19 protein-coding genes are annotated in these 23,952 nt (G+C 45.5%); 15 read left to right on the top strand and 4 right to left on the bottom strand.

Annotation, left to right across the window (positions count from 1 at the left end):
• Positions 1–26: 26 nt before the first annotated feature.
• From QF041_RS09785 to bcbE, 3 genes are all read left to right on the top strand, one after another.
• A complete protein-coding gene (locus tag QF041_RS09785) occupies positions 27–1,037 on the top strand; it encodes an aminoglycoside phosphotransferase family protein (protein WP_307413798.1) in 1,011 nt (336 codons plus the stop codon).
• Between the two features lie 19 nt (positions 1,038–1,056).
• Positions 1,057–4,008 (top strand): glycoside hydrolase family 3 C-terminal domain-containing protein, encoded by a 2,952-nt coding sequence (locus QF041_RS09780; protein WP_307413797.1) that lies wholly within the window; start codon positions 1,057–1,059, stop codon positions 4,006–4,008.
• A gap of 82 nt (positions 4,009–4,090) precedes the next feature.
• Entirely contained in the window at positions 4,091–5,392 is a 1,302-nt protein-coding gene (gene bcbE / locus QF041_RS09775; RefSeq protein WP_307413795.1) for a bacillibactin exporter BcbE, read from the top strand.
• A 158-nt stretch (positions 5,393–5,550) separates the two neighbouring features.
• Here bcbE and QF041_RS09770 read toward each other — a convergent pair whose 3' ends face one another.
• Together QF041_RS09770 and QF041_RS09765 are read right to left on the bottom strand one after the other, a co-directional pair.
• On the bottom strand, positions 5,551–6,867 hold the full coding sequence (locus QF041_RS09770; protein WP_307413794.1) for an MFS transporter: 1,317 nt from the start codon (positions 6,865–6,867) through the stop codon (positions 5,551–5,553).
• A 30-nt stretch (positions 6,868–6,897) separates the two neighbouring features.
• Positions 6,898–7,344 carry a MarR family winged helix-turn-helix transcriptional regulator gene (locus QF041_RS09765; RefSeq protein ID WP_235200756.1) on the bottom strand — a complete coding sequence of 149 codons (447 nt, stop codon included), beginning with the start codon at positions 7,342–7,344 and terminating at the stop codon, positions 6,898–6,900.
• 231 nt (positions 7,345–7,575) lie between these two features.
• Here QF041_RS09765 and QF041_RS09760 point away from each other — a divergent pair, with 231 nt between their 5' ends.
• The 3 genes from QF041_RS09760 (at position 7,576) to QF041_RS09750 (ending at position 9,514) form a co-directional block, all read left to right on the top strand.
• The gene (locus QF041_RS09760; RefSeq protein ID WP_307413792.1) at positions 7,576–8,049 is read left to right on the top strand and encodes an RbsD/FucU family protein; all 474 of its coding nucleotides are present in this window, start codon (positions 7,576–7,578) and stop codon (positions 8,047–8,049) included.
• Between the two features lie 266 nt (positions 8,050–8,315).
• Positions 8,316–8,816 (top strand): GNAT family N-acetyltransferase, encoded by a 501-nt coding sequence (locus QF041_RS09755; RefSeq protein WP_307413791.1) that lies wholly within the window; start codon positions 8,316–8,318, stop codon positions 8,814–8,816.
• Positions 8,817–8,893: 77 nt separating this feature from the next.
• On the top strand, positions 8,894–9,514 hold the full coding sequence (locus tag QF041_RS09750; RefSeq protein ID WP_307413789.1) for a TraX family protein: 621 nt from the start codon (positions 8,894–8,896) through the stop codon (positions 9,512–9,514).
• 117 nt (positions 9,515–9,631) lie between these two features.
• Here QF041_RS09750 and QF041_RS09745 read toward each other — a convergent pair whose 3' ends face one another.
• Positions 9,632–13,306 carry a non-ribosomal peptide synthetase family protein gene (locus tag QF041_RS09745; RefSeq protein ID WP_373461384.1) on the bottom strand — a complete coding sequence of 1,225 codons (3,675 nt, stop codon included), beginning with the start codon at positions 13,304–13,306 and terminating at the stop codon, positions 9,632–9,634.
• A 79-nt stretch (positions 13,307–13,385) separates the two neighbouring features.
• Positions 13,386–15,128 (bottom strand): methyl-accepting chemotaxis protein, encoded by a 1,743-nt coding sequence (locus tag QF041_RS09740; RefSeq protein WP_307416940.1) that lies wholly within the window; start codon positions 15,126–15,128, stop codon positions 13,386–13,388.
• Positions 15,129–15,638: 510 nt separating this feature from the next.
• Between QF041_RS09740 and rpiA the strand changes: the two genes are divergently transcribed.
• The 9 genes from rpiA (at position 15,639) to QF041_RS09695 (ending at position 23,831) form a co-directional block, all read left to right on the top strand.
• Positions 15,639–16,310 (top strand): ribose-5-phosphate isomerase RpiA, encoded by a 672-nt coding sequence (gene rpiA, locus QF041_RS09735; RefSeq protein ID WP_047842431.1) that lies wholly within the window; start codon positions 15,639–15,641, stop codon positions 16,308–16,310.
• Between the two features lie 25 nt (positions 16,311–16,335).
• On the top strand, positions 16,336–16,935 hold the full coding sequence (locus tag QF041_RS09730) for a GNAT family N-acetyltransferase (protein ID WP_307413785.1): 600 nt from the start codon (positions 16,336–16,338) through the stop codon (positions 16,933–16,935).
• 15 nt (positions 16,936–16,950) lie between these two features.
• On the top strand, positions 16,951–17,412 hold the full coding sequence (locus QF041_RS09725; protein ID WP_017689273.1) for a MarR family winged helix-turn-helix transcriptional regulator: 462 nt from the start codon (positions 16,951–16,953) through the stop codon (positions 17,410–17,412).
• Between the two features lie 278 nt (positions 17,413–17,690).
• Positions 17,691–18,779: a cobalamin B12-binding domain-containing protein gene (locus QF041_RS09720; protein WP_307413783.1), complete on the top strand. Its 1,089-nt coding sequence runs from the start codon at positions 17,691–17,693 to the stop codon at positions 18,777–18,779.
• A 15-nt stretch (positions 18,780–18,794) separates the two neighbouring features.
• Positions 18,795–20,504 (top strand): ATP-binding protein, encoded by a 1,710-nt coding sequence (locus tag QF041_RS09715; protein ID WP_307416939.1) that lies wholly within the window; start codon positions 18,795–18,797, stop codon positions 20,502–20,504.
• Between the two features lie 35 nt (positions 20,505–20,539).
• Entirely contained in the window at positions 20,540–21,493 is a 954-nt protein-coding gene (locus QF041_RS09710; RefSeq protein WP_307413782.1) for an alpha/beta hydrolase, read from the top strand.
• A gap of 68 nt (positions 21,494–21,561) precedes the next feature.
• On the top strand, positions 21,562–22,275 hold the full coding sequence (locus QF041_RS09705; RefSeq protein ID WP_307413779.1) for a class I SAM-dependent methyltransferase: 714 nt from the start codon (positions 21,562–21,564) through the stop codon (positions 22,273–22,275).
• Positions 22,276–22,343: 68 nt separating this feature from the next.
• Positions 22,344–23,330: an N-acetylglucosamine kinase gene (locus QF041_RS09700; RefSeq protein ID WP_307413777.1), complete on the top strand. Its 987-nt coding sequence runs from the start codon at positions 22,344–22,346 to the stop codon at positions 23,328–23,330.
• Between the two features lie 63 nt (positions 23,331–23,393).
• Entirely contained in the window at positions 23,394–23,831 is a 438-nt protein-coding gene (locus tag QF041_RS09695) for a GNAT family N-acetyltransferase (RefSeq protein ID WP_307413776.1), read from the top strand.
• The last annotated feature ends 121 nt before the right edge of the window (positions 23,832–23,952 follow it).

Genomic DNA, 23,952 nt, shown 5'->3' with positions numbered 1-23,952 from the left:
TCTACGATGATAGGAGATTGAATGAAATGAGTACAATGAATTCGGGTTTGCACTGTACGATATCAGCAGATATGCTGCATCAACTGGTAGAAATTCATTTTGGAAGCGATACCAAAGTGAAGGAGTTTGGTCTCCTGCAAGGTGGACTTTTTAATACAACCTATCGGATTCACCTTGAACATACATCCTATACGGATGTGATTTTACGTTTGGCTCCAGAGCGGGGAGAGATGGCGGCTGGTTCTGCGAGTGACCCACTCTTTTCTTTTGAACGTACGATGATGGCGGCTGAACCGATTGTGTATGAATATTACCGTAAGGCAGGCATTCCTGCTCCAAACATTATCGCCTGTGATGACAGCAGTTCAATCATTCCAAGAACGTACATGTTTATGGAATTTATCCCGAGTAAGCAGCTGGATCACGCATCAATTTCAGACATAGACAAAGAGCGATTGTATCATCAGCTTGGCGTCTATACCGCTATCATGCATCAGATCGAGGGGGCATCGTTTGGGTGGCCGCAGGGAGATGGGACGATTAGAGGCTCGGATCAATGGTCCGAGGTGCTTCACTCTTTTGCAGAAGAAACGGCACTTAAAGCGGCACAAGCCGATTATATGTCAGGTGTGGGAGAAGAGATCGCCGCTATTTTCATCAAAAATAAAGACTTATTTGATCAAGTGACCCGTCCGGTACTCGTTCATAATGACCTGTGGGAAGCAAATGTACTTGTTCATCAGGAAAATGGTGAGCTAAACATTGCGGCCATCATTGACGGAGATCGATCCATGTTTGCCGACAGGGAGTTTGAAGCCATATTGTCGACAGAATCGGTGAATTTTCATGAAGGATATGATCGTCCTCTGGACTCATCTGTTGAAGGACAGGCACGCAGGCTTGCCTACCGAATACTATCTTCCTATTTTAATGCCTACGTTCATGAACATCAGGTCAATCAACCTGAAGATGGTCAGAAGTATCGCCAGCGCACGCTGGATTTACTGGAGCAATGGAAGCAACTTGGACTTAACTAATTCGCAGGGGGAATGAAGGATGAAGGAGTATCATCAATACCCAATGTGGGATGCGTCACTTTCACTTGAGGAACGATTGGATGACCTGATTTCACGATTGACAACGGAGGAGAAGATCCGACTAATTCCTACACGCGAAGCAGCTGTACCAAGACTGGGCATTCCAGCCTACAACGTTGGGGGCGAAGCTGCTCACGGGGTTGCATGGAAAGGGGAGGCAACGGTATTTCCGCAACCGCTCGGTCTATCAAGTACCTGGAATACAAGGCTCATGCGGGAGATTGGTTCAGTCATTGGCGATGAAGCGAGGGCATACCATCACCGTAATCCTGAGGTTCACGGGTTAACATTGTGGGCACCAACGGTTGATCTGGAACGTGACCCACGCTGGGGCAGAACAGAAGAAGGGTATGGTGAGGACCCAGTCCTCACGGGAGAAATGTCGGCAGCTCTCGTCAAAGGAATGCAGGGAAATGATCCTTTTTATCTGAAAATGGTCGCGACATTGAAACACTTTTTTGCCAATAATAATGAGAAAGATCGGCTGAATTGTTCATCCAGCATCGATCCGCGCAATCTGCGTGAATATTATTTAAAAGCATTTGAGACACCATTTGTGGAAGGTGGAGCCTTGTCCATGATGACAGCCTACAATTCCATCAATGGTACACCTGCCATTGAAAGTCCATATGTGAATGATGTGGTTAAGGGTGAGTGGGCGATGCCAGGTTTCATTGTATGTGATGGTGGAGACCTGTCACAGACGGTGAACTATCATGGTTATCATACCAGTCATGCCGAATCAGCAGCAGGTGCATTGAAGGCAGGAGTGGATTGTCTTACAGATGAAGTTGATCTTGTTGTATCTGCTCTGGAGGAGGCTCTTGACCGGAATCTGTTGGAAATAGTTGATTTGGACAGAGCCATCCGCAACATCTTTGGTGTGCGAATGCGACTTGGACAACTGGATCTGTCCGGGCTCAATCCATATGCGTCTATTCCCGAGTCGGTATTATGTGCACCGGAACATGCCAAACTTAGTTATCGTGCCGCTGCCGAATCGATTGTTTTGCTCCAAAATGATGGATTGCTTCCGTTGCAGCCAGAAGTGTTGCAGAAAATCAGTGTGATTGGACCACTTGCGGATGTTGTCTACACCGATTGGTACAGTGGCACACTGCCTTATCGTGTATCCGTCCTCGATGGATTGCGCAATCGGCTACCTGAAGCAGACGTGACCTATGTCGATGGGAATGACCGTATTCAGCTGAAGACAACAGATGGTCAGGTTATAACCTTGGGTGCGGAAGGTACACTCGTCGCTGTACCGGAAGCCAGTGTACCTACAGCCGCCGAATTTGAACATCAGGATTGGGGTTGGGGAAGTCATACGCTGAGAAGTGTGAACAATAATCGATACGTTAGCTTAACCGAGCAAGGCATGTATCAGGCAAACGCACCGGAGATTGGTGGCTGGTTTGTGAAGGAAGTTGTTCGTATAGATCCTCTAACGGATGGAAGTAACACCTTGCGGTCTTGGAACGGTACCCCTGTTGGACTGAGCGAATATCAGGGACAGTCTGCTGTATCACCACTCCGGCCACATGGAGAACAAACTACAGCTACAGATACAAACCCGAATGATATTGGTGACTCTGGACACGCAAGTCAATCACCAGGCAATACACAGAGACCTTCTGCATTCAATATTGATATTGTGACCAGCGGAATACAACAAGCCGTAGAAGCTGCACGTGGCAGTCAGGCATCTGTCGTTGTTGTTGGCAACAGCCCATATATCAACGGCAAAGAAGAAATTGACCGCCCAAGTTTTCTGCTTCCGCCGAGTCAGGTCGAGCTTGTCAAAGCCGTGTGTGAAGCCAATCCCAATACAGTGGTTGTCATTATGGGCAGTTATCCATTTGCCTTGCAGGAGTTGAAAGGTATTGCCCGCGCAATCATTTATATGACACATGCAGGTCAGGAATTGGGGAACGCGCTTGCAGATGTGCTGTTAGGTCATTATGCCCCGGCAGGCAGATTGAATATGACATGGTATGAAGACGAATCACAGCTTCCTGACATGATGGATTATGACATCATTCAGAATGGCATGACTTATATGTATCATGAAGGACCGGTTCAATATGCATTTGGTCATGGCCTGACGTATTCCGCATTCGAATACGAAGCGATTCGTGTAAGTCGAAGTGCTTCGGCGGAATCCACCACCCCAGATCAATTGAAGATTGAAGTGGAGGTACACAATACAGGTGAACGTGACAGTGATGAAGTCGTACAGATCTATGGTTCTTCATATACCTCCCGAGTGAAACGTGCTCAGAAGCAACTCCTTGCTTTCCGTCGTGTTCATGTCAAAGCAGGGACGCGTGTTACGATAAGTCTCGAAGTCCCTGTTCAGAAGCTGGTGCTATGGGATGTTACCCGAGATCGATACTGCCTGGAGACAGCGACCTGGTCCATCCTGGCAGGGCGTTCTTCCGCAGATATACGTCAGTCGGCTGATATTGAAATTGAAGGTGAGACAATTCCTGATCGTCCGCTGCACTTGCTTACCTTTGCCGAAAATTACGATGCTTGTGCAGGTGTTCTACTGGATGAATGTCTGGAAGGGCGTTCGGCAGTTCGGGCAATCATTCGGGAAGAACCCTTATATCAAGAGGCGCAGTTGTCCTGGATCGCTTTCAACCATAATGCTGTTCAAGAAGTACAAGGATTTGAAGCCAGAGTGGCAGCTTTTGGGGAAGAGGGCAGTCTGGAGATTCGTTCCGGAGGACTGGAGGGCGAACTGCTTGGTGTATGTGAAGTTTCTGGACCTGGAGGCAGTGTGAATGGGAAAGATATCAAGTGGACAACAGTCCAGTGCTCGCTTGAGGCCCCACATAAGGTGAATGAGCTGTATATTATTTTCAAAGGTGGAGCAGCGTTACGGCACTTTAGATTGTTGTAGTTGTAGCATATCCTGAATAATCAACCTCCGAAACAAGCACAATAATGCTGTTGTGTGTAGAATCTGTAAAGGTGGTTGTGGTATGAATGATAAAAAGTGGGACCTCGTCGCACTTGCTTCCATCCCTTTAATTATGACCTTGGGTAACTCCATGCTTATACCGATCTTGCCACAGATTGAACGTGAATTGAAGGTATCTGCATTCAAGGTCAGTATGCTTATTACAGTCTACGCTGTAGTTGCCATCCTGCTTATTCCACTCGCAGGGTATTTGTCTGATCGTTTTGGCAGAAAAGCAGTCATTATTCCCAGCCTTATCATTGCAGCCGTCGGGGGTGCTGTAGCTGGTGTAGGTGCATGGATTCTGGATGGAAATGTAGCTTACTGGACCATTTTGGGTGGCAGGTTATTGCAGGGGGTTGGAGCAGCCGGCGCATTCCCTATTGTCATTCCATTGGTTGGGGACATGTTCAATGATGAAGATCAGGTTAGCAAAAGCCTGGGAATCATTGAAACCTCGAATACGTTTGGTAAAGTGTTAAGTCCGATTTTGGGTGCAGCACTGGCTGTTTGGCTATGGTTTTTACCATTTATGGCTATTCCTGTATTGTGTTTAATCTCGGTGATTCTGGTTATTTTCTTGGTGAAGTCTCCCAAGAAAAAAGAAAAGCCACCCACCTTTACGGAATTTGTGGCTTCCATTCGGGACGTATTGAAAGAAAAAGGACGATGGTTATACGCCTTGTTTGCAATCGGTGGAATTTGCATGTTTATTCTTTTTGGTGTGCTTTATTATCTATCCGAGACGTTGGAGAGCGAGTTCGCCATGAAAGGGGTCGTAAAAGGTCTTGTACTTGCGATTCCGTTGGCAGCCTTATGTCTTTTTTCCTTTTTCGGAGGAAAGTGGATTGGAAAGAGTAAGCCTCGCATGAAATGGCTCGGATTCGCAGGACTTGTTCTTGTAACCGTTTCGCTGGGTGTTATTGGAATTTTCGATAATATCTTCGTTGTGGTGGGATTGTTCACATTAGGAAGTGCGGGAATAGGAGCAACCTTACCATGTCTGGATGCCCTTATTACTGAGGGAGTAGACAAGAAACAGCGTGGTACGATTACGGGTTTGTTCAGCAGCATGCGATTCATCGGTGTATCGCTAGGTCCTCCTGTTGTATCTCTGTTGATTGGCACCCAACATTTTTGGCTTTTTGGTGTGCTCGCCGCATCTGGAGCTGTAGGGGCATTGCTCACCTTATTTGCGGTCAAACCCAATAAGGGAGACCAACCTACTTCAGGAAGCGGACATAAACAGGATGAACGGCATATCGATCGGATTGAGACGAGTCGAGGTTATGCTCCTATACGGCGCAAGAAAAGTCCACTCTAGATGGATGGTATTAGCCGACAATTCATTCTTATCTTTAATTGAATACCATGAACACATAAAAAACGCGTTTACGCCTGAGAAAGTATGCATCCTCGGTGTAAACGCGTTTTCTTGATCATCAGAATAAACCTCGTAATCGTACACTCCCATTGACTGGTTTATTTCTTATTACTGGTATCTTGCGTATTATGTTCCGAATCCTTAGGCTGACCTGTATTTGTTGCAGGTATATGCGTATGAGCGAGCAGAGCATGAGGTTCAATGGAGAAGCTGCCGCTTCGTTTTCCCTGAATCAGATATATAAGCAAGAACAGAATCATAAACATCACGGAATATCGATACATATCGGTATAACTGGTTATGGCCGCAATGGCGCCAAGAAGAAGGGCACCGGTCGCAATACCCAGATCCAGCGAGTTCAAAAACATACCATTAGCCATACCCCGTTGAGTAGGAGATACAACTTGAATCATCCAGGTCTGCAGAGACGACTGCATGGAACCATAACCGATTCCGTAGATAAAGGCAGCAATGAACAGGACAGACATGGAGGTTGCGTACGAGAGCAAAATGAGGCCAACAGCAACGAATATTGCCCCTGGAATGAGCAGTGCTTTTGGACCTTTACTGTCATAAATCCGTCCTGCAAATGGTCTAACCAATAACACGGCGAGTGCATTGAACAAAAAGAACAGCGCAGGATTGGCCAGATTGGCTTCCTTGCCATACAAAACGATGAATCCGACAAGTCCACCATAGGTGATGGATAACAGGCAATTCAGCACACTGGGCAGAATCAGCTTGCGGTTGAAAGGTGTCTTTTGTTTCGGGTTGGACCCTGAAGCACTTGTTGTAGCTTGTGGCATGATGGTTGTACTGTTATCGGTTCTGACTGCTTTTTTACGTGTCAGCGAATAACTCAGTGGATAGATCACAGCGAGGACACCGGCAGTACATAACATGAGGGTTACAAATCCAGAACCCTGTAGCAGAGTGACCCCAATAATTGGCCCCATAGACATAGCCAGGCTAGTCGATAGACCAAAGTAACCCATACCTTCACCCATTCGTTTAACGGGCACAATGTCCGAGGCCATCGTTGGAAAAGCGGTACTGCTCATACCAAACCCGATACCAAACAACATTCTCAGCAACAAGAGTACAGCTATACCGGCAGCAAAATAATAGCCGAGCGTTGCCAGCAGGGCTACGGACAGGCCTATATAGATCATGGCGTTACGAAGGCCCTTCTCCAGTGCTTTAGCGGAATAGAGACGGGCTGCAATAGCACTTAGTGCAAACAGACAGGTGAATAAACTTACTTCAAATGCATTGGCGTGAAATCGCTCCTGAACGTAGGACGGAAGCGGAGAGACGATCATGTGCAGTTGCAAGAACAACAAGAAGTTGCACAGCATCAGCAGTATAAAATCGGTGGTCCATAGTCTAACTTGTTGTGTAGATTGTTCTTTCATGATGATGTATTCCCCCTGAGTTGTGATTCATTACAAGTTGCGGTTAATGAGGGAAAGAGTATGTTTAAATGCTTCCATCTGGTCTTCGGATATACCTTCAGCAAGTTCTTTATTCATTTCTCTTTCAATCGGAACGAGGATATCAATTAACGCTTTGCCTTCCGTGGTGAGATATAACAGATAGGCTCTGCGATCCTGTTCGCTGGTCCGGCGTTCTACCCAGCCTTTTTTCTCAAGCAGATCAATAATCCGCGCAGTGGTGGGTTGGTCTTTGAAGACACGTGCAGCGAGCTCCTTCTGATTAACACCTTCACCGCGGTCAACATTAAAGAGAACAGAAAATTGCTCTGTCGTAATATCATAAGGTTTGAATCGCGTTGCAAGTAAAGCTACAGCTTTACGATGTGTGAAACCCAGCATGAATCCAACAGATTGTTCCAGTGTATAGTCCATGTGATTGCTAGACCTCGCTTCCATAATAAAATGTCCCAATCAATTAGTTGTTATAACAACTATATGTCAAACAAGTATTTTTGTCAAAATGAAATATTATCATATCGAACGTACGTGTGCGCTGTGCAATCATCCAAAAATACTGTTAGAATAGTGATGAAACCGCTTTTATGAAATCGATATCTGGCGTGCTTGAAAAATGGAGAAAACCAATTTGCTCTAACTAATGTTGGAGATGACCAAGGAGAGCTGTGTATGCTAAAGAATATACCCGCAATAATACCTCCAGAGTTACTCAAAATCATGTCCGAAATGGGCCATGGAGACGAGTTGGTTCTGGCGGATGGCAATTTCCCCGCAGCCAGTCATGCCAAGCGACTGGTACGCTGTGATGCACTGGGAGTTGTTGAACTGCTGGATGCTATCCTGCAATTATATCCACTGGATACCTATGCTGAGCGTCCCGCTGCTGTCATGCAGGTTGTGGAAGGGGATCAGGTGATCCCGATCATATGGGAAGACTATCGCCGGTTGATTGAAGAATACGAAGGCATTACGGATGCTTTTGATCATGAAGAGCGATTTGATTTTTATAAAAGGGCTTCGAATGCCTATGTGATTGTTGCAACTGGTGAGCGAGCGCAATACGCCAATCTGATTTTGAAGAAAGGCGTCATTTTCCCCGATGCTGATCCTGGTCAGGAACAGCAGAATGCTGAATCGAACTGAATAATTACGGCGATGGAGCAGTGGATGCTTTGGTCGCCTTTTTATTTTTGCCAATACGAGGTCAATATAACAAAACGTACAGAATTGGCATGGACTAGATGAGAAAGATGCAATCTGGAAGCGCGCATGAACGAATGTCAGCTCACTGCTCAGGATACTACAAACTTTGATACAGATGATGAATGGGGAAAAGGAAAGGAATGTTTTACAATTGAAGACATACAAACGATGGGACGATGGTCTCCATCCCAGAGGAGTTGAGTGAAATGCAGCACCGAATCAGACAAGCGGGTCTTCCTGATAGTAACGAAGTGGGACGATTGTTCAATGAGTACAGGATGTTCTACAACCAAAATGCTGATATTGAGGCAGCACGTCAGTATATTAGAGAACGAATGGAAGGCCATGAATCGGTGATTTTGGTAGCAGAAACAGATGCGGAAAGTGATCATGGGACAGATAAAAGTAACGTTATGTCACTCTCCAATGGCTTAATCTGTAGTGGATTTGTTCAGCTATATCCCAGTTTTAGTTCGGTATCGATGGGGCCTGTCTGGGTACTTAATGATCTATATGTGCATCCGAATTATCGTCGGCAAGGCATTGCAAGGAAGCTCTTACAAGCAGCCAAGCGATTGGCATTTGAGCGTGGAGTTCTTCGTATATCACTTTCTACTGAGTTAAATAACAAACATGCGCAAGTTCTATATGAATCCGAAGGATATGCACAGGATACCAAATTCATGTATTATGAACTTAATGTATAAGAGGTTGCTCAAAAAGACGCACTATATAAATGAATGGCAGACTCGTGTCGTCGGGAACAAGGGAGGGGAGTCGCAACATGATGCAGTGGATTGCCATGATCACGATGTTAATTGATCATATAGGGGCTGTCTTTTTTCCACATATTATAGAGTTGAGGATCATAGGTCGTATCGCTTTTCCAATCTATGCTTTTGCAGTGTATATCGGTTACAAACATACACGAGACGTACAAAAATACATATGGCGGCTGTTCTGGATCGCGATCATATCACAGGTGCCGTTCATGGCTGCGTTTAATCATTATTCTCTGAACGTGGTATGGACATTGTGGTCAGCCCTGTTGGTATTATTCGTTATTGATAAATTGCCATCCAAACTACTGGGGATTCCGATTGTAATTGGAGCAGGTTGGTTCATGGAAATTAGCCATATGGATTACGGGATGTACGGATTGTTATTGGTTCTGTTATTCCGTTATTTCCAGGGTCCTGTACTTGTCGTGGCACATGTCGTGTTAAATGCACTATATCTTCTCCTGCATAACAGCTCTGTGCAAATGTATAGTGTGCTCGCAACCGCCGGCATTGCTATTGCTCAGTATTACCAAGCGGGATTCCGTATGAAGGGGCCACGTTGGGTCTGGCGTTATTTCTATCCAGCGCATCTTGCCATCATTGCAATTATCCGATGGGTCTAAAAGAATGATCCAAAAATGCGAAGTAAAGAAGCCATCTTATCGTCAGTGAATGACGATAAGATGGCTTCTCTTCGTGTGACCTTATTTATTAAATAAATGCTAATGATAAATTGAAACTTACTCCATTGCTGTAGAAGTGCCGTTATGGTGCCGGATTGCAGACGGGAAATATCCGATCTGAACGGCGTAGTCCAACATGGCGGAGATGAAGCGATCATCTGTTCTCGCACATGAGATTCCGGCAGGTTCCACATAAGCCGTTGTGACAGGGCAAGCATAGACATATGCTGAATCCTTCGCACCGTCGCCTTCAAGCTGTGCAATAGCCAACTGAAGAGCTTCCGGCTCTTTGCTGATGCTCGCATCGAACAACCAACGTGTGTAATCCGCGAATGGTAGCGTCTCGACTTCGTAACCAGCCCGATTCACAGAACGGATTAGCTCATCATAGCGGATAGGCTCTGGATTACAGATGTGGAATACACGACCGGCGGTATCCTGACGTAAGGCCAGATGAACGATGGCTTCACTTGCATAGTTAATCGGTGTAAAATCAACCATCCAGTCAGCCGCAGGAGCCTTGCCGAGCAATAACATCGCTTTGATCATACGATAAAAGGCGTTGCTATCAATATTGGACTGGAAGCGTCCAGTTTCGGAGTGGCAAGTGAGATTACCAGCACGATAGATGCTGACAGGTACACCTTCCTCTGCCGCAATCATGAGCACTTTCTCGGCTTCAAGCTTGCTGTCCGAATACAGGTTGTCCACATGCAAGTCAGCCGGGAACCGATCATATTGCAGGGAAGATTCCCATTGTCCGCTGAGTGCGAGATCTTCCGGAATACCCATCGTGGATACATGGTGGAAGGAAGCACCTGGTTTGCTGCGAATCAAGTCTAGCAATGCGACCGTTCCTTCCACGTTTGTTTTAGCGAACTGATCGGCATCGCCAAAATGACGTACGTCTGCAGCGCAGTGGATGACACGGTCAATTCTATTCTGAACATAAGCCGTTTGTTCAGCGGAAAGACCGAGATTAGGTTGTTCGAGATCCCCTTCAATAATCTCCACACGAGTGGAGAGATGGTCAGTCAGTTGTTTGCCGAAATATCCTTCCAGCACGTTAGTCAAACGTTCCATTGCAGTTATTCCATTGGAAGGTCGACGAACAAGGGTGTAGATTCGTGTACTGGAATTCAGAATTAACTGTTGCAGCACATGAGAGCCCAGATAACCAGTCGCTCCGGTCAGTAACACATGCTCAGGTTCACGAATGAGCGGATAACCCAACTGGGATGTTAGCTCCACAGGGTGTTCGGATAGTTGTGTAATCATACCTTCGGTCACCACTGAATCCGTAACTTCTGCAGCACTGAGAGACAATGCTTCCACACGACGAGCGAGAGCACGGACTGTTTTCTCGGCAAAGAAGTCGGCGATTTTCAGTTGCGGATAATGTGGCTTCAGAATGACCAGTACATGAATGACCCGGAGTGAATCACCACCGATATTGAAGAAGCTGTCTTCGACACCGAAGTCATCGTGCTGAAGGATTTCTTTCCATGCGTCCAAGATAATGGATTCCGTCTCCGTCTCAGGCATGACCCGGTCAGGGCGATCTTCATGTCGTTCCACATGGGGCAGGGATACCATCGCTTTGCGATTGATTTTTCCAGTTGGTGCAATCGGCATTTCATCCAGCTGACAGATCCACTTTGGTACAAAATAAGAAGGAAGTTTCTCCGTCAGTTCTACCTTGATGTCCGAAACAGAGAGGGTACTGCCATCTTTCGATGTAAAGTAACCAACCAGCATATTTTGTCCATCGGATTCTTTTTTCGGAATGACGGCAACGTTCTGGATCTGATCAAGCCGTGCAAAGTGATCTTCAATCTCCCCGATCTCAATCCGGTGACCACGAATTTTCAGCTGAGAGTCACTGCGACCAACATATTCGAGCAACCCGGTATCCAGCAATTTGGCAATATCGCCGGACTTGTAGATTTTCTCACCTATCGCAAACGGGTTCTCAATGAATGCTTGCTCTGTACGTTCTGGCTGATTCAGATAACCTTTGGCCAATGCAGGGGTAGCAATATATACCTCACCAGGTACACCTGCCGGACAGAGCTGTTGTTCTTCATTCACAATGTATACTTTGTAGTTATGAATCGGTTTACCGATAGGGATGTTCACCACATGTTCGGGAACCTGCTCACTGATGCGGTGAGTAGTTGTGGCTACTGTACATTCGGTAGGTCCGTACACATTAACAATATCAATCTGGTTTCCGAATTTGCGCTGGAAGGCACGAACCTGTTCACCATACAACGCTTCTCCGGCTACAGTAATGATTCTGACTTTGGCCAGTTTGTGGAAACCTTCATCGGATAAGTAGGAAGCAAGCTGATTGAAGAAAATCGTAGGTAGTATCGTAATGATGGTTGTTCCTGTCCGTTCAATTGCACTTGCGAATTCTTCAACGGATACACGTTCTTCCGCAGACAACAGATATAATTCTGCTCCATAGAACAAGGCGCCAATGGTATCCCACACGGATGCATCAAAGCTGTATGTAGCAAACTGGGTTAATACATCACCTGGTTGAATGTCACAATCACGCTGAACCACACTGCCAAGATTGGTTACACCCCGGTGGGCAATCAGTGCACCTTTGGGTTTGCCGGTCGACCCTGACGTGTAGATAATATACGCAAGATCGTCTGGCTGAATATCCAGATTGGGGTTACTTGCTGCAAATCCGGCCAAACGACCATCCACAGCGAGAATCTGACGGACCGTAGCTATACTGGAGAACAAGCTGGAAGCTTGGGCATAAGAAGCTTCCGTTGTCAACACGAATGAGGACGCCGTATCTTCCACGATATAACTGTTACGTTCTTGTGGATGTTCAGGGTCGATCGGAACATATGCACCACCTGCCTTCAGAATACCAAGTAGTGAGATGATCGTCTCCAGACTTCGATCCATAAAGATACTGACGAATTCACCTTTTTGCAATCCATTGGATAACAGAACACGTGCAACCTGATTAGCTCGTTCATTCAATTCTCTGTACGTATAACTTTTGGATGGCGATGTTATCGCCGGTGAATCCGGATATGCCGCTGCCGTTGCTTCGAACCAGCCATGAACCGTCTGATTCTCTGGTTCGAGAACAGAAGTATCATTCATTTCACGGTAAAGCAATCGATCTGAGGCAGAAAGAATATCTACCGTACCGATTGCTTTCTCACCGTCACGCACAAGGGCGAGTAGAAGAGTCTGATAATATTCTGCATATCTCAGCACGGTAGACTCTTTCAACAGTGAACTATCATAGAACAGATCGAGGATGAGCATGTTCTGATCATCTCGAACGTTCCAGTTTAATATTTGAGGAGCTTGAGGCAACTGTACACTATTCAGCATAAAAAACGTTTCAGGGTATCCACCGTTTTGCAACGTATATTCAATCTTGAGCTGCTCTGAAACCTGATGACATAGTTGGCTGAAGGTCAATTTTCCCTGAATCTGTAATGAAAGATAGGAAGCTGCCTGATCTGGGGAAAGTATACCTATGGCAAGTTCCTGTTCAGCTGACAAACGGAATAACAAGGCTGCATAAGCTGAGAGGAGTACCGGGTACACCATCTGTTCTCCATACTTCTGTTTAAGTTCACGGCTCAGAGAAGCATGTAATGTGATTTGAGCAGACTGATAAGAGAATGATTGTTGACGTCGCCCAAAATCCAGTGGAATCTGCAGAACTGGCAAGCTAGATTCCATGGAATGGGAAGAAGATGGTTGGTTTTCAATCACTTCAGTTATTCCTCCTTGGTACAAACCGAATGTTTGTGGATTTGAATTATTGTTTGCTTACATTGAAATGAGAGATCAATTCTTGGAGTTCCTCAGACATGCTGTTAAGACGTGTGGAGGAGTCTACCAGTGTAATCAAAGATGCTTTTTGCTCATCAACAGATGAGGAAATTTGTTCACTGCTGTTTGCTGTCTTACTTACGCTTGAAGACAAGTCTTCTGCTGTAGCGGTCATTTCCTCCGTACCCGCAGAGATTTCTTCCGTCGCGCTTGATACTTCCTGAATCTGATTAGATACCTTTTTCGCTGCTTCTAAAATATCTTCGAACAGTTGTCCTGTTTGATCGGCTACGCTGAGCCCTGTATCTACTTCTGATGTACCTTGTTCCATAGCACGTACAGCTTGTTTAATTCCAGCTTGAATCTCTTGGATCAATACGCCAACCTGGCTGGTTGCTTGTTCAGACTGCTCGGCAAGTTTGCGTACTTCACCTGCAACAACTGCAAATCCTCTTCCTTCTTCACCAACACGAGCTGCTTCAATGGATGCATTAAGAGCAAGCAAGTTGGTCTGGCTGGAGATTCCCGAGATGATATTGAGAATATCGCCGATTTCCTGTGAACGACTCTCCAGAACCTCAATGGCAGAAGCGGTATTTTTAACCGATTCCGTAATCAGATTCATCTGTTCAGATACCTGACGGACAACGCTGTTACCTTGTTGCGAACGACGTTCCATCTCATAGGCTTCATCCGCTACACTTGCCGAGCTGCTGGCAATCGTCTGGATTACGGTAGCCATCTCGGACATGGCACGTGCACTATCCCGGGTTGCCTGTTCCTGTGAACGAATGTTGGAAGTAATTTGAGTCACATTATTATTGATAGAATCTGCATTCTCACTGTTGCGCTCGGAAACTTCATATAGCTCTTTGGCAGACTGATTTACTTCTTGTGATGTGATTTGCACTTTAACGATCGTATCGTTGATTTTGCGAACCATGGTGTTGAACTTCTCGTTAACGAGTCCCAGATCGTCTTTGCCTGTCGGAATGTTGACATTCAAATTACCCCGACTGACGTCATCAATTCCTTTGATCAAGTGACGGATAGGGGAAAGTGTGTTTTTAACTACAAGGTATTGGATAATCAGGAATAACAGCAAGAAGGCCACAAGGATGATAATTCCGTTTTTGAGCAAGGAGTTCAGTCCCGCGGGTACGGCTGATGCATCTGCATCAACGGCAAAATATGAGAAAATCTTACCGTTGCTGTCTTTGATTGGATATGCAATGGTTGTCCATGTTCCGAAATCATCGGAATAAAATGTTGTGAATGTTGGGCGATCCGTATTAAGCATTTCTTTCAGTGCATTGGCTACAACAACCGGCTGCTCATACATGTCACCAATATTTACGTTCTCACTTTGAAAAGCCTCTCTTAGGTTGGTCGGCATCGCTACAAGGGAAGTTAATCTCTTGTTATCGCCACCGAGCTCAACACCAAAGATGTAGGCTTGTGCAATGTTAGGATAATATTCTTGCATCTCATCGAAATACGCTCGTAATTTCGTTTGTGTTGCTCCATCATAGCTACCTTCCGTAATAGCAGCTTGTACCTCGGCAGGATTGATATCTTCAGCCCACTTTTTGGTAATTTGCTCCACCTGTCCATGCAGTTGATCAACAAGAACTGTTTTTTGAAAATAGTAACTGCTTGCGATAAGTGCTACCCCGATGATAACGATATTAGTAAATGAGAGTAACAAATTTTTGGAGAAAAACGACATGCTTTTCCAACTTAATGATTTCACTAAATTCCACTCCTGATCTTCTTTAAATTAAGAAACTTTAGGTTTGCATTGGTACAGTGAACTAGATCATTCCGTGATCCCCTCCAAAGGAAATTTATGCGACCATGGTCTTGGTTTATCAGTCGCTTTCGTAGAGACTTATGTACCGTATGAACCATAGGTGTCTAATTATTAAAACACATCTATAATTAATATGTCGTATAAAATGTCGTTAAATTGAATAGTATCGTTAAATTTTTTTTAATATTTTACGTATTTATGGACATATCAGATGTATTATAGGTATTTAGAACTGTTTATTTTAAAATTTCCCATTTTTTAGCTTCATTCTGTATTCTATAACATGGTGGGTAAAAATACATCCTTCAACAAAACAAAAATATGATGGCAAAGATGCAACAGAAGGCACGGATATACATCGGAAGCGGTTTTATCTATAATAACTACATATGCATTTCTCAAATTATGAGCAGCGGGGGTTTATAGATGAATCTTAAACAGATAGCAGCAGAGCGTGCGGCAGAATATGTTGAAGATGGAATGAAGGTTGGATTGGGTACAGGTTCAACAGCTTATTATGCCATCTGTCGGATCGGTGAGCGGGTACGTGATGGATTAAACATTCAAGCGGTTGCCACTTCAGAGGCTTCGGACAAGCTTGCCCGTGAATGGGGGATTCCCATCGTCCCATTTGACCAGATTGGACGTCTGGATCTGACCATTGATGGCGCTGATGAAGTAGATCCCGAATTTAACCTGATTAAAGGGGGGGGCGGGGCTCTTTTGCGTGAGAAAATCGTGGCGGCCAATAGTGACAAATTGATTATTGTAGCGGATGGCAGCAAAGCCGTGCAAAAGTTGGGGAAATTCCCGCTTCCAGTTGAGGTGGTTCCATTTGCTTCTGAGTGGACCTTCCAGGCGCTCGAAAAATTGGGGTGTCAACCACAGTGGCGGATGGATGGACAGCAACGTTATCTGACAGACAACGGAAACCTGATAGCGGATTGCCACTTGGAGGCGATTGATCACGCTGCCGATCTTAATGTTCAATTGAACATGTTACCAGGTGTTGTTGATAACGGACTATTTGTGGATATGGCTAGTACAGTCATTCTTGCCAATGCGGACGGAAGTATCGAAGAGCTTCATCGTTCTTAATATGGAAGAGGGTGCTTTTCATCGTATGAAAGAACTGCCAATCGTTGATGGTGAACTTGTACTCAGGTGTGTGGAGAAACAGGATCTGAAAGAACTCTATGAATTGATCTACAGTGATGACGTACCTGAATGGAAGCAATGGGATGCCCCCTATTACCCACTTAAACACGAAAGTTATGAAAGTTTTGAACAAGGTATGCTCAAACGTATGGACGTAGATCCAGGCGATTCCAAACCCGTATCAATCCGTATCATTGAATCCGACAGACAAATTGTGGGTACAATCAGCTATTACATAGAAGATGAGTTATCCATGTGGCTGGAAATGGGGATTGTAATATACAGATCTGTTCAGTGGGGACGTGGGGTTGGCACACGTTCACTTGTCATGTGGTCAAGTCATTTGTTTGAACAGCTGCCTTTGGTTCGGGTTGGATTGACTACTTGGTCTGGTAATGAACGAATGATACGTGCGGCTGTGAAAGCCGGATTACAGGTGGAGGGGCGAATGCGGAAGTGTCGTATCGTTCGCGGGCAGTACTATGATTCAATTCGTATGGGGATGCTCCGTGAGGAGTGGGAGCAGAAGCTGGCCCCCCATACGAACCGAAATGTAAACAACTGATGGAGGATTATTGAAATGCTGAACACGGAGGACAACCGGGAACTGTCTTTACAATTATTCGTGGTTCTTGTTCGGGCCTACAATTCTGTGACCTCACGTTCCAATCGGGACATCCAGAGTCACGGACTGAATACGACAGAATTTGGTGTGCTTGATTTGTTATATCATAAGGGACCGCAGGCATTGCAAAAAATTGGTGAAAAGGTCTTAATGTCCAGTGGTAATATTACGTATGTTGTAGATAAGTTGCAAAATAAAAATCTGCTGTTTCGTCGACCATCCAAGGAAGATCGGCGTGTCATTTACGCTGAGTTAACCGAGGAAGGAAGAGAATTGTTCACACAGATATTTCCTCAACATCATCAGGTCATCATTGATGCTTTGGAAGGACTTGATCCTTCTGAGAAAGTGGATGCGATTAAGATGTTGAAGAAGCTGGGACTGGCGGCAGAAGGGAAAACTGACTTGCGTTCATAACGCAGGTCAGTTTTTTTGTGGAACTCGAAAAGTACAGGTATATACTGGCTGACTGACTTGCAAGGTCCTCCATAATATAGGAAGATTGTTCTATACATCCATCGTGTGTAAAACATGATTATCGAAAGTTCATGTATAATGGAACAGAACGATTAAGAGCGGAATGGATGGATTGGATCAAGTAGAAGAACCTATCTCGATTGCAAGTTAGCTAACATCAATCTCATTCTGGATTAGCCACGAATTGAGTGTGATGCGGGTATGAGGAGGGGACATCTATGAGTCATCAAGAAGCAGGAGAACGTTTGCTCCAAGTATCTGCGAACTTAGCTGATAAAATAACGGAGAAACAGTATCTCAGACAGCCCGATTTACTTGAGCGATTTGGCGAGAATGGAAAAATGCGAACCAAACAGGATTCGGAGTATAGCTTGAACTATTTGGCAGAAAGTGCGCTCGTACAGAGTCCAGGTCTGTTTACTCATTATATTACCTGGCTGAAAGTTCTACTTGAGGGTTATAAGGTATCACCAGAAGACCTGGCGATTAATCTCAATCTGATCAAAGAGACATTGGAAGAAGAATTTGACCATCCGTCAAAGGCACTTCTGCTCGAGTATCTGGAGATGGGAATATATAGAACAACACACATGGAGTCAGAGGCGGGTTACATCAACGAATCCATGCCATATGGAGATGCCGCGCAATCGTACTTGCAGTGTTTGCTTGAGAATAAACGGAAAGAAGCCTTCGAGATCATTGAAGCTCAGTTAGAAACTGGGGTGACGATTCGTGATATTTATCGATATATCTTTCAGCCCACCCAATATGAAATTGGACGATTGTGGCAATGCCATCGTATCAGTGTCGGGCAAGAACACTTTTGTACTGCAGCGACCCAGTCATTTATGTCACGTCTTTATTCCCGCTGGTTGAATCATACGGGTCAGGATAAAAAACTAGTGGCTACCTGTGTAAGCAGTGAACAACATGAGATCGGGCTGCGTATGCTCACAGATGTGTTCGAGATGGAAGGTTGGGATACGCACTATCTGGGAGCCAATGTTCCCAATGGAAGTGTAATAGAGGCTATAGAGCGGCATCAGGGCGATGTTGTTGCGATATCGGTTACGATGACGTATCACCTTCATCTGGCCAAAGAGTTGATTCATCTGATCCGTCATCATCCGGCAACGGCACATGTGAAGATTATGGTTGGGGGATATCCCTTCAATATTGATCAGGAGTTGTGGAAAACGATAGGAGCTGACGGTTATGCTCCAGGAGCCGATGAAGCGGTAGCGGTTGCAGAACAATTACTGGCTCAGCCAGCTACATGTAATCATCTTGATATGGTTAGGGATTAGGAGAGGGATGATGTGATGTCTAATGAGAGCGGAGAGATACAGAGGCTACGCAGAACGATTGAGCAGTTATCGGATCAGATGATCCGCAGCAGAGAGCAGGAGGAACGGACACTCTCGGAATTCTCGGATATGAATAATGAACTGGTCACACTCCAGCGTCTGCTTGCGAAGAACAATATTAGTCTTGAAGCCGCACGCCAGAAGGCAGTAGATGCAGGTGAATCTAAAAGCGCATTTATTGCAGGAATCAGTCATGATTTTCGTACGCCATTAAATGGAATATTGGGGATGGCTGAAATGCTGTTGCTGTCTCCTTTGTCTGAAGAACAGGAGAATTCTGTTTCTGTTATACAGGATGCTGCCAGACTGTTGCTTAAGCTGATTCAGGATCTTCTGGATCTGTCCAAACTTGAGGCGGGGCAGATGCGACTTGAACTGGGGGAAGTGGATCTGCAAGAAACGATACATTATATTGTTCGTTTGCTCGAACCCCAAGTCAGAAAGAACGGAAATCAGTTATCGATAGACTGTGATCCCAGAATCTCTAATCTTCTTGAAGGGGATCCAACGAGGATTACACAGATACTGATCAATCTAATTCAGAATGCGAACAAATTCACATCAGAAGGTACGGTGCGGATACGAGTTACCCTTATGAAAGATGATGAGATTACACAAATGATCCGCTTTGAAGTCGAAGACACGGGGATTGGTATCTCGGAAGAAGATCAGAACCAGTTATTTCAACCCTACATGCAGACTGAACGAGGACGCTCAAGTGAGTATGGAGGAACGGGCCTTGGATTATCGATCTGCAGGTCGCTCGTTACACTGATGGAAGGTCAGATTGGAGTAGACAGTCAGGAGGGTGAAGGATCAACATTCTGGTTCGAACTTACACTTGGTAAGAAAGACGGTAACCAGTCCGCTAACCAGTCTGTTGCTTCCGCTCAAAAGCATCAGGGGCAGGATATGGATGATGAAGCTCCTTCTGTATCTGTATTGCTGGCCGATGATAATGTAATCAACCGGCAGCTTGTTATGTTGCAGCTCAAGAAACTGGGAATAACCCAAGTTGACGCTGTAGTGAATGGGGAAGAGGCAATAGCTGCTTTTCTCAGCAAAAAATACAGTTTGATTCTCATGGACTATATGATGCCATTGATGGACGGTTTGGAGGCAACACGCAAAATCCGCTCGATAGAAATGGATGAAATGCGCCATACCACACCCATTATTGCAATGACGGGTAATGTCATGCAGGAAGAGAAAGACAAGTGTATGGAAGCCGGGATGAATGACTTTATTGGCAAACCCTTCACGCTGGAAATTCTAAGTAAGATGATCGAAAAATGGCAGCAATCCTCTGAACCGACAGAGGTACTAAATATGAGCATCGTACATGAGATTGCGGAATTAAACACCGATGGCGATCGTACACTCCTTGGTATGTTGTTGGACATGTACCGTACCGAAACACCTGGCAAGATTGAGGTGCTGCGCAGACATATTGTGTCGGGCGACCATGTTGCTGCAACCGAGGTAGCCCATGATCTGAAATCAGGGAGTTTGAGTCTGGGGATTCGTTATTTATCAACTTTGTTTGCCCGGATAGAGCAGTTCGCGAAGGAAGGTCAATCACGAAAAGCAGAACCTTTGCTGGATGCTTTGTTACCCGCCTATCAAGCAGCATGTGCGTCACTGCAACGAGTAAGTAAAGATTGAACATATCTAATAAGGAAAGAGGGTAGGACTCGTTCATGTTATTCTACGTACTTGCAGCACTGGTACTGATCGTTCTTGCTCTTCTATGGACAGGTGGGCTTTATTTTTTCAAAACGGCCATTCGCCGTACGCCAAAAACGTTCTTGGTGGATAATCCAAATCTGATGCCTGAACCGGACAATGAAATCATTAGCAGTGCTTCTGACCTGAAGTGGCTGGATGCTCAGCCTACAGAAGAGATATCTCTTCAATCACATGATGGATTAAAACTGTATGGTACATGGCTCGGTTCCAATAAAGGGTCGGATCAGACGGTTATTCTGGCACATGGTTATTCGGGGAGAGGCAGAGAAATGGCTGGATTCGCCCGGTTTTATGCGGAAAAGCATGGTTATAACGTACTCATGCCAGATGATCGAGGTCATGGACAGAGTGAAGGTGATATCATCGGTTTTGGCTGGTTAGATCGGAAGGATTATGTCCAGTGGGCCAACTGGGTGCTTGAAAAAGTGGGTACACAAGGGGAAATCATATTGCACGGCATATCCATGGGAGGAGCAACCGTACTGATGACAGGTGGTGAAGCCCTGCCGACTCAGGTTAAAGCGATAGTATCTGATTGTGCGTATACATCCGTGGAAGAAGAACTGACGTTCCAGTTAAAGCAATTATACAAGCTACCTGCATTTCCGTTTATACCTGTCACAAGTCTGATTTCCCGGTGGAAAGCAGGGTATTCCTTTAGAGAGGCTTCGGCTCTCAAGCAGCTTGCCAAAGTTAACGTTCCCGTGTTATTCATCCACGGTGAGGCTGATATGTTTGTACCAACGGAAATGGTGTACAGGTTGTATGAAGCTTGCCCAACCAAAAAGGAATTGCTGACCATCCCCCGTGCGGGTCATGGCACAGCGTTTCAAGTCGATCGCACCGGATATGAGGCGGTACTGGAATCCTTTATGAAGAAAAATCTGTCGCCTGCTTTTAATTGATTTTTTTGTGACAATCTGGGTATTAAGTAGAAGATGCAAATCATTTTCTAAACGACGGGGGTATCTTGATGGGAAACGAACAATTTGAGGCTGCGCGAAAAGCAGAGGCAGGTTATCATTCCAATTTCTATCAGAATAATGAATTATTCGCCTCTGGTACCTGGATGTCGAGGCCCATGCCTATGGTGATGGATATGCTGGAACGTCTACTTGCTCACAAGGAGGAATTGCGTGTCCTCGATCTGGGATGCGGAGTGGGAAGGCATACGATACCGATTGCACAGCGCCTTGCAAAAACAAACAGTGAAGTCATCGGTGTGGATTTGCTGGACGAGGCTATAGATGGACTTCGCAAGTATGCGAAAGAATATCAGGTTGATCATATCGTACAGGCAGTGAAAGCAGATGTTGAACATTATGCTGTGGAGCCAAACTATTTTGATTATATTGCTGCTTGTTCTTGTCTGGAACATGTCTCGAATAAGCAAGCCTTCATGGAAGCGATAGACCGGTTACAGGCCGGAACTCGTACAGGGGGCATTCATTGTATTACGATGAGTACCAATGTGGAGGAGAAAGAAATCAATACAGGCAAGGAGATTGAACCATTAATTGAGCTGAACCTGCCCACAGCCGAGGCGATTGCTATACTGGAGGATGCCTACAAAGGCTGGAATATTCTGCTCCAGGAACATGTTACACAGACGATTGAAGAGGAAAAGTATGATGAACCGACACAATTTCGTTGTGAACTGCTTCGTTTTGCTGTGCAAAAGCAATAAATTCTCTGCCGGGACCTGACAATGGACCCGGCACTCTTAATGTGTGGTCTGAAGGGGGATCGTTAAGGATGAATACATATGTAATTGGGATGGATGGAGGAGGGAGCCACACGCGTGTGGCTGTCGCAGATCAGAACGGGAAGATTTTATCCTATGTACAACAGAATGGTTGCAACCGCTATCACGATACCAATGCTGAACAAAATGTGCTGGAGGGTATCGCTGAAGCCATAACTCAGGCTGGAGTCCAATCAGATCAGATCGCTGCCATTCAGGCAGGAATGGCGGGTCTGAATCGGCCTGAAGATACAGTTTGGGCGGAGGCATTACTCGCTCGTACGGGGATTACAGGCAGGATTAGTGCAGTAAACGATACGCATATCGCACATACAGCGGCCTTCGACGGTGAGCCAGGTATTGTCGCTATTGGAGGAACAGGATCTCTGATCCTAGGCAGAACCGAACAGGGAGCTTGGCTCCGCAATGATCAGTTCGGACATTACGCGCCTACAGCAGCACGTTTTTTAGCTTACGACACTGTTCATTCCATACTGGCTGGACGTTATGAGTTGCAGGATGAAGAATGGATTGAGCAGGTGTTGAAATATTGGAATGTTACCTCAATTCGAGAGCTCGCTGCGCTGGGGATAGCCGGTTTTGCCGAAAATAAACAGGCGACCAACCGGAAATTTGGTCAGATGGCATCTATGGTGACTGAAGCTGCAGATCGGAATATTCCCCTCGCAGTTAGGGTGTGCGGCTCGGCTGCCGATACGGCTGTTGTGGGAATCCTCATGCTGGCATCCTGTTTCGATCAGCCCACAGTGTCCATGACGCTTACCGGAAGCTGTCTGAGTTCACCATATATGGTGGAGGCTGTTCAGAAAGGACTGGATGCTGCCTATGTGCGCGAAGGCAAAAGAATTCAATACATAACCAGTAACTTGCCGGCAGTTGGGGGCGCACTGCTGGATGCCTATCATTTGGCGCAGATCAACGTATCGGATAACATCTCAACTGTGCTTCAATCGGAGCTGAATCGGCACACGACTTGAACTTTTAGAGGCTAACGACTACAATACGATAACGGAAACAAGCAAGGTATAGGAGGAATCAAGGTGTTAATTAATCTGAAATCACGCATACAGGAGCCGGAAGTACAGGAGCTGTTGTCCTACTCGGTCTTTCCTGATCCGGATCACTTGAACCGTGCGTTGCAACAATATGTAGAGAAAGACGAATTGCAAATGGCCGGTTACGAAGATGAAGGACAGTTGATCGGTCTGATTGGATATGAGAAGACAGGAACAAGTGAGATTACCATTCATCATATCTCGGTTTTGCCTGAAAACCGCTTCAAAAATTATGGACGTGGTATGATCTCACAACTGTTGGCAACCTACAATCCCGATAGACTGATCGCTGAGACCGAACTGGAAGCCGTCGAGTTTTATCGGAATACGGGGTTCGTGGTGTATAGTCTGGGTGAATTATACCCAGGTGTGGAGCGATTCCGTTGTGTGCTTGAAAAAGAGGAAGATACAGACGAAGAGTAGCACAGAGGATTTTATTACTTTAAGAAATATATGGATCATAATCATTACAGGATGTTGGATTTAGCAATGAGCTGAGTCGGACGTCCTGTTTTTTTGTTGTTTTTATCATAAAACCAGGAAA

The sequence above is a fragment of the Paenibacillus sp. W2I17 genome (assembly GCF_030815985.1).
GTDB lineage: Bacteria > Bacillota > Bacilli > Paenibacillales > Paenibacillaceae > Paenibacillus.
The sequence above is the reverse complement of the archived record's forward strand: the minus strand, read 5'-3'. Positions and strand labels throughout refer to the sequence as shown.